Here is a 7,738-nt window from a genome sequence, read left to right as displayed (position 1 = left end):
AGAGGCAAAGAGAGAGGAGCAACTCCGAAGCCGAAACTCCGTCCTGTTTCTCCAATGAAAGGCGAGATAATAGGTGACCGATGCCAAACTTGCCAAAAAGATGAAATAAATCATCACTCATTCGGGTTTTAACACTCAAAAGTTTGGATAACTCACTTATTTTCTCTATTTTTGCTTCCATAACAGTTTTGTTGTCTTGTCTTTAAAATCAGTTCTTTAGCGATTACTAATTTACAAAGAAAATTCGACAAACTGTTATTTTTCTATCTATTTATTTGGGTGGGAAACTTTAGTTAGTTATTATTATTGAGTTGTTCTTTTTCTGATTGTTGAAAGCTATAGGTTGAACAGCTTTTCCTTATTTAGAAGTAAGTCGATTGTTAGATCTTTGTTGGTTTTTGAGATAAGAATTAATAAATAACAATGGTGTTATTCTTTGTTCTGTATCTTATTTTACCAGTGCTTTTCAATACGTCGAGCACTTCGTTGATGTGCTGATTTTTAAGCGATAAGCTACCTCCAAAACGCAATTTACGCATCGAATCGTTACTAATAACAATGTTTACATGATAGCGTTGCGATAAGATATAAGTGATATCTGTAAGTGGTTTCCCGTTTAAAGCAAGTTCTTCAGACGTCCATAACAATTCTTTTGTGTTGTGGATATCTTCGATCTGCATTTCACCTGTATGTTTATCGAGCGTGATTTGTTGATTAGGACGAAGCTCATAGCTATTTGTTTCGTCTTTAATGTTGCTTGCTGTCACTTTACCTTCGAGCAAAGCTACACACGAACGACTGCTGTTGGGATAATCTCTAACGTTGAACTTGGTGCCCAATACTTGTACTTTCATGGCATCTGAAAACACAATAAAAGGCTGTTTCTCGTTCTTTTTTACCTCAAAATAACATTCTCCGCTCATCTTTATCTCTCTGTTTTTTATGCCAAAGAGATGCGAATAGGTTAAATGAGAATTCTCATTGAGGTGCGCAATACTACCATCTGGAAGCACAATGCGACTTGTTGAACCCATAGGAACTTCCATCCAAACACCTTTTGGGGCAGTGTTTGCCAGGCGAGGAGAAATAAATAGGCAGGTGATGAGTGCCACACTTAGAACAACTCCAAGTGCAACTGTGCTACAAACAATGCTCCATTTAAGCTTTTTGTTCTGCTTTTCTTTCTCTTCTTGAGTAGCTATACGCTCTTTAAACAGCTGAAATGCTTGCTCAGGTGTAAAGCGAAAACCATCTTCTTTCGGTTGAGTATTCTTGTCAAAAGACATGTCTTTTTAGGTAATTATTAAATGATTGTCAATTATTGTTTAAGTCGTAGTGGCTCAAATCTGATAGAATATTGAGGCCTTTAGCTATATCTTTGACGGAAAAGCATAGCAAGTAGGGTAGTGAGGTTTGTTATTTTCTTTAATAAATTATTTTTATTGAAAGTGAAGTAGCGTGAAAACAATCTCATTCAAGTTGATATAGAATTGTCGGAAAAATGAAAACTAAAAGCAGTTGATAAGTCTTAAAAGGATAATTATTGGTTTACACCTATTCTAATATATAGAGAGTGGGAAATAAAAAGGACCTTAAAACATAAATTATTAACGTTTTTTAGTCTAAAAATAAAATGAACGATAAATAAAATAGCATAACTTTGTAAAGTCGAGAAAAAATAAAGAGACATGTGGTTTGTAGCGAACTAAAATCTAAATATTTTAGAACTCAAATCATATTCGCCTTTGATACAATTTAATTTCTAACCATAAACATTTAGAAAATGACACTAAAGAAATCTAACCTTATCCTGGGATTACTTCTATTTTTTGCCTTAAGTGGTTTTGCCCAGCGAAAAACAACACTCAGTGCAGAGGTAAATGGCTACAAACGTGAGATGGTTTATTTCGATTGTTTGCAGTCGCCTTTCTTTAATGCAGAGTTCCATAACAACCCAGGTGAAGAGCATTTATATTCGTTCAACACCAAGAGTTTAGTTTGCATGCTTTTAAATGGGCAAGTAAATGCATTGCTATTGCCTGGTGATAGCATTCATATTACAGTGCAATATGATAACAATTTGCCTCCAAAAGCAATGTTTTCAGGAGACAAGAAAGCAGTGGCCGCAAATAACATGTTACAGAGCATTTCTGATTTAAAGCGTCAGATGCGATACAAGTCTCAATTATTGGCTTGTGTTGTGGTAGATATTAAACCCCAAAAACGTATTGAAGATTCTCGAATCTTGCTTACAAAGGTTCAAGAGATGGTGAAGAAAGCAGGAAAACAACTTGCTCCTCTTGCTGCAGAATATATATTGTCGACAACCGAAGCGGCTGCATATACATCTTTTATGGAATACCCTCAGATGTATGCAGAAACCAGAAAGCTTGCTATTAGCGACCAAGGTATTGGCGATTATTGGAAAATTATGGACGGAGTAAAGCTTCGTTCTACCGAAGGCGCATTGGCTTCGCCTGATTATGTGAGCTTCTTAATGCGTTATTGTTTCTACGAAAACGAGAAAAAAGCTACTCAAGCTCAACGAGCATACACTGCCCCACGTCAGTTAGAAGATATGTTTAAAGCTCTATCTACATTCTATTCAGGCACACAGAGAGATGCTGTGCTTTATCAACTTCTTGTGAACTACACTCGCAATGGAAAAGAGTTAGAACGTGTACGCCCTCTTTATCTCGAATACAAAAACAACTACAACATCAATAAAGATTATCTACAGATTCTTGACAAGCTGTTAGAATAAGTTGATCTCTTATTCCTTTAACAACTTCAACCTAAACAAATCAATCTGAATTTATAATCTACAACCAAATGTTTTAGCAGTAGTCTTGATTATTTATAGTATAAATATAATACCGCTTACCGATGAAAAAAACAGTAAATAACCATCCAACAGCTTTTGTATGGCTGCTAATGCTATGCATTATGCAATTGTTTGTCGTCAAAGTGCAGGCACAAAATGCAGCCATTGACGATTGGAAAAATACCAAGGTGACGCTACGTGTAAGTAATGAGCCTTTGGGAAAGGTTCTTGAAAAAGTGGCAAAACAAGCCGAAGCCACTATTGAATTTCAAGAAGTTGCCCTTGTTGGTATTGCAAGCCCTACTACACTCAATGTGAAGGACATGCCTCTTGACAAGGTATTAGGACGTCTTATTGGTGACCAAAACGTCTTAATACGTTATGAAGTCGGTCGACATATTATTGTTTCATCGTATACAAGAGATGAAGATGCCAAGAAAATGTTGCATATCGAAGGCGTTGTGATCGATGCAAAGACCAAAGAAACGTTGGTAGGAGCAACTGTTATGGTGACAGACGGCACACAAAAAGATGGTGTTCGAGGCAGTATTACAGACGTAAACGGTAAGTTCTCACTACAAGTTCCACGCAAAGCTTCAATCAAAGTGTCGTACATGGGATACGAAGCAGTGTCGCTACAAGTGACCAAAGAAAGCACAACTATGAAGATTGCGCTTAAACCTGACGGTCAAATGGTAGACGAAGTAGTGGTAACAGGTATTAGTCGTAGAAGTAAATCAAGCTTTACTGGTAACTATGTATCAGTGAAAGGAGATGAGTTGCGCAAGCTTAATCCAACCAATATCTTAAAGAGTTTGCAATTCTATGACCCCAGTTTTAAAGTGTTAGAGAGCAATACTAGAGGCTCAGACCCTAACGCTCAGCCCGAATTCCTTATTCGTGGAGACCAAAACCTCGGTACAACAGCATCTCTAAATAGTATGGATTTGCTTCTAGACAACGTCTCTAGTCGCCCCAATACACCTCTATTCGTGCTCGATGGACTTATCGTTTCTATGAGTCGCATCTTGCAATTAGACCCCGAACGTATCGAAAATGTAACCATATTAAAAGACGCTGCAGCTACAGCAATCTATGGTTCACGTGCTTCTAATGGTGTTGTTGTAATCGAAACAAAGGTTGCTCCTGATGGAGTTCTATCGGTTAGCTATAATGGTGGACTAACAATTCAAAGCCCAGACCTAACCGATTATAAGTTGATGAACGCAAAAGAGAAACTTCAAATGGAGTGGGATGCAGGCGTTTACGATCCAACTAACGATAAAAGTATGAATCGTTACAATTCTTTGTTGCGCAATGTTCTTGCTGGAGTAGATACCTATTGGCTCAGTAAACCATTGAGAACAGCTTTCCAACATCGTCATTCTCTATCTGCTTCGGGTGGTACTGATGTCTTTAGATATAGCTTAGACCTTAATACTACATTCACTCCTGGTGTAATGAAGGGTTCAAGTCAAAATATAAAGAGTATCAACTTCAACATGACTTATCGTAAAGAGAATATCACTATTGGTGCTGCTTTGAACCTTTCAGAAAGTGGTGGCCATAATTCTCCATACGGTTCGTTCGCCGAATACACTCGAGTAAATCCTTATTATCGTCCAACTAATGAGTTTGGAGAATATCTAAGACAACTCGATAACCATACAGGTGCGGGCAGTGTGCCTATCGCTAACCCTCTATTTAATGCCAATGTAGGTATTAAAGACCTTACCAGTAGCACCAATATTGCTGCTACTTTGAACCTCGAATGTCGTTTATTGAAAAATCTTCGACTAACAGAAAACCTCTCTTATCAACGTGGTATGGCTCGTTCTGAGCGTTTCTTACCTGCTGAACACACCTCTTTCTTAACTGAATTGGATAAGACTTTGAGAGGAAGCTACACCAAAAACACTGGTGAAATGACTTCATGGTCGAGCAACTTAGGTTTGAACTGGAACATGTCTTTACGCAAACACCTATTCAGTGTCTTTGGAAACTGGACCTTAAGTGAAGACAGAAGCAATTATGTTAACCTATCTGCGGTGGGCTATCCAGACCCTCATATGGACGATTTTATATTCGGAAACAAGATGACAACCAATCCAAGTGGATCTGAAGCGATATCTAGAACGATGGGATTCATCACACAGTTGTCTTACAGTTACGATAATCGTTATTCGTTAGACTGGAACATTAGCAGTGAAGTAACATCACGTTATGCCGACCATAGCTTAACTCCTTTCTGGAGTATTGGTGCAAGATGGAACGCATATAGAGAGAAATGGCTCAGCGGTTACGTTTCAAACTTAGTGTTTAGAGCAACTTATGGTGTGACAGGTTCACAGAATTCAAGTCCTGCCGACGCTATAGAATACTACACATTCAGCCGTACTATGCGCCCATATACATCGTTCTCAACTCTTGGTTCGGTGCTTTCTCGATTGAATAATACCGACATTAAGTGGACCAAAACCGATAATATGAGCCTTGGAGTAGATGTCGGTGTGTGGAAAAACAGAATCAACTTGTCGTTCAACTACTATAATAATATTAGCCGACAACTGCTAACTAACTACGATTTAGCGCCTTCTACAGGTTTCGAATCGCAAATGATTAATGCAGGAGAGCTACAAAATGCAGGTTTCGATGCAACGCTTAATATCATTGCTTTGCAAAATCTTCGCAAGCAATTCTATTGGACTGTGGCTGTAGGTATGAACCATAACAGAAACAAAATACGCAAGATTTCAGATTATTTGCGTAAGATGAACGAGGAACAACTTAAGTCTAAGTCTGCACCTTTACCTGTTTATCAAGAAGGAAAGTCAACAACTACTTACTACACCGTGCGTTCTTTGGGTATAGATCCAATGACAGGACAAGAGGTTTTCTTAACTCGTGATGGAGAAAGAACCTTCAAGTGGGACGCAGTTGATAAAGTTCCAGTAGGTGACACCACACCAAAAGTAAGTGGAACAATAAGTTCTTCAGTCAATTGGAAAGACTTTTCATGTACTTTAGGCTTCACTTATAAGTGGGGAGGAATTGTATATAACCAAACATTAGTAGACAAAATAGAAAACAGTAACATTGCTTACAACCTTGATAAGCGTGCTGCTCAAGACCGTTGGCGTAAACCTGGCGATGTAGCTAAATACAAAATGATCGACCTTAACGGTTCTCAAACACCAGCATCAGACCGTTTTATCATGAAAGATAATGAGTTACGTATGGCAAGTATCAACTTAGGTTATCGCTTCAAACAAAGCGAGTACAAGCTATTGAAACGCCTAAACGTTGATGTTTTGTCGCTAAACTTCACCACAAACGACCTCTTCCGATTATCAACAGTTAAGATGGAGCGAGGCTTGGGTTATCCTTTCTCACGCACTTACACACTTTCATTCTCTGTAATCTTTAAGTAAATCAATATTATGAAGCATTCAAGTATATCATTATCTATATATAAGAGTTGTACGATAGCACTCTCTTGTTTTGCTCTATTCATAACAACTGCTTGCTCAGATTGGTTCGATGTCAGTCCAAAAACAGACGTGAAAGCAGAAGAACTCTTTTCAACAGAAGCTGGATTCGAGAGCTCTTTAACAGGTATCTATTTGCTTATGACCGACAGAGGCGCCTATGGTGGCGACATGTCGTTTGGCTTACTCGACCAATTGGCACAGCAATACGATTACATTCCCGATGGAGCTAACGACCGAACAGCGATTTATAACTATGAAACAGCAACTTCTGATGGTTTCAGAACCAAGCAAAGACTTGCAGAATCATGGATAAAACTCTATAATGTTATTGCCAATTGTAATAACTTTATCAAGTGGCTCGACCGCAAAGGAGATGAAGTTGTGCGCAATGTTAACACACGAAATATTTACAGAGCCGAAGCTCTTGCCATTCGTGCCTATTGCCATTTCGACCTACTTAGAGCGTGGGGACCATGGAAATACAGCTTAGAATCATCTTCAACAAGCAAGTTAGCCATTCCTTATCGCACCGTTGCAGACAACACAAAGCAACCACTTCTACCCGCAAAAGACGTTATTGCACTGATAGTGAAAGACCTTTCAGAGGCAAAAACATTATTGGCTCATGAGCAAAACGAAAGCTTAAAGACCAGTGATAGACGTTATCGATTCAACTATCACGCAGTGAATGCCCTACTTGCACGTGTTTATAGCTATGCAGGTGATAGTACAAATGCTATTGCTTCGGCAGAAGAAGTGATCAATAAGAGCGGTTTAGAGTTGAGTTCTAACAATCAAGACGATCCTATTTTATTCTCAGAATGTATCTGTGCGTTGTATAAACACCATCTAACAGAAGCCCTTTCACAATTCTGGGCAGATGGAGATAAGTACACAACACAATACTTTATTCGTTCAGAACGCTTCAATAAGTATTTTGAAGTATCAGGAAATTTGAAAGAAGACATGCGTACAAAGACTGCAGCTTTCTATGAACATTCATCAGCAAAGACAGCTCTTTCACGCAAATATAGCATCAACTCACAAGAAGCGATACCATTAATACGTCTTCCAGAGATGTATTACATTCTTGCAGAGAACACTTCTGACTTAACAAAGGCAGCTAAATATCTCAATGCAGTACGCAACAAACGAGGCTACTCACGTTCAGTTAATGTGCAATTTACTAACGCTACAACACAACAAGCAGCCTTAGATAAAGAGTTCCGCAAAGAGTTTTATGCAGAAGGACAATATTGGTACTTCTTGAAACGCCATGGAATCACCGCTTTATCTTATGATAATACCGTTACTTTAACGCAAGAACGCTTTGAATTCCCATTGCCAGATGCCGAAAAAGAATATGGTTGGACAGCGTCACACGATGCTACTCGCTAATCACTTTGTATAATCCTTTAAATAA

4 protein-coding genes and 1 pseudogene are annotated in these 7,738 nt (G+C 38.5%); 3 read left to right on the top strand and 2 right to left on the bottom strand.

The window, feature by feature from the left end:
- Positions 1 to 181: pseudogene (locus tag A3GM_RS11470) on the bottom strand (IS4 family transposase); the annotation flags it as partial.
- Positions 182 to 410: 229 nt separating this feature from the next.
- Entirely contained in the window at positions 411 to 1,286 is an 876-nt protein-coding gene (locus A3GM_RS0109765) for a FecR family protein (protein ID WP_018363187.1), read from the bottom strand.
- Between the two features lie 497 nt (positions 1,287 to 1,783).
- On the opposite strand from A3GM_RS0109765, the gene A3GM_RS0109760 reads away from it, so the two are divergent.
- From A3GM_RS0109760 to A3GM_RS0109750, 3 genes are all read left to right on the top strand, one after another.
- Positions 1,784 to 2,764 (top strand): hypothetical protein, encoded by a 981-nt coding sequence (locus A3GM_RS0109760; protein ID WP_018363186.1) that lies wholly within the window; start codon positions 1,784 to 1,786, stop codon positions 2,762 to 2,764.
- 122 nt (positions 2,765 to 2,886) lie between these two features.
- A complete protein-coding gene (locus tag A3GM_RS0109755; RefSeq protein ID WP_018363185.1) occupies positions 2,887 to 6,255 on the top strand; it encodes a SusC/RagA family TonB-linked outer membrane protein in 3,369 nt (1,122 codons plus the stop codon).
- Positions 6,256 to 6,264: 9 nt separating this feature from the next.
- A complete protein-coding gene (locus tag A3GM_RS0109750; RefSeq protein WP_025830185.1) occupies positions 6,265 to 7,713 on the top strand; it encodes a RagB/SusD family nutrient uptake outer membrane protein in 1,449 nt (482 codons plus the stop codon).
- Positions 7,714 to 7,738: the final 25 nt, after the last annotated feature.

This window comes from Hoylesella nanceiensis DSM 19126 = JCM 15639 (assembly GCF_000379965.1).
Classification (GTDB): Bacteria; Bacteroidota; Bacteroidia; order Bacteroidales; family Bacteroidaceae; genus Prevotella; species Prevotella nanceiensis.
This window is presented reverse-complemented; position numbering and strand designations above follow the sequence as displayed.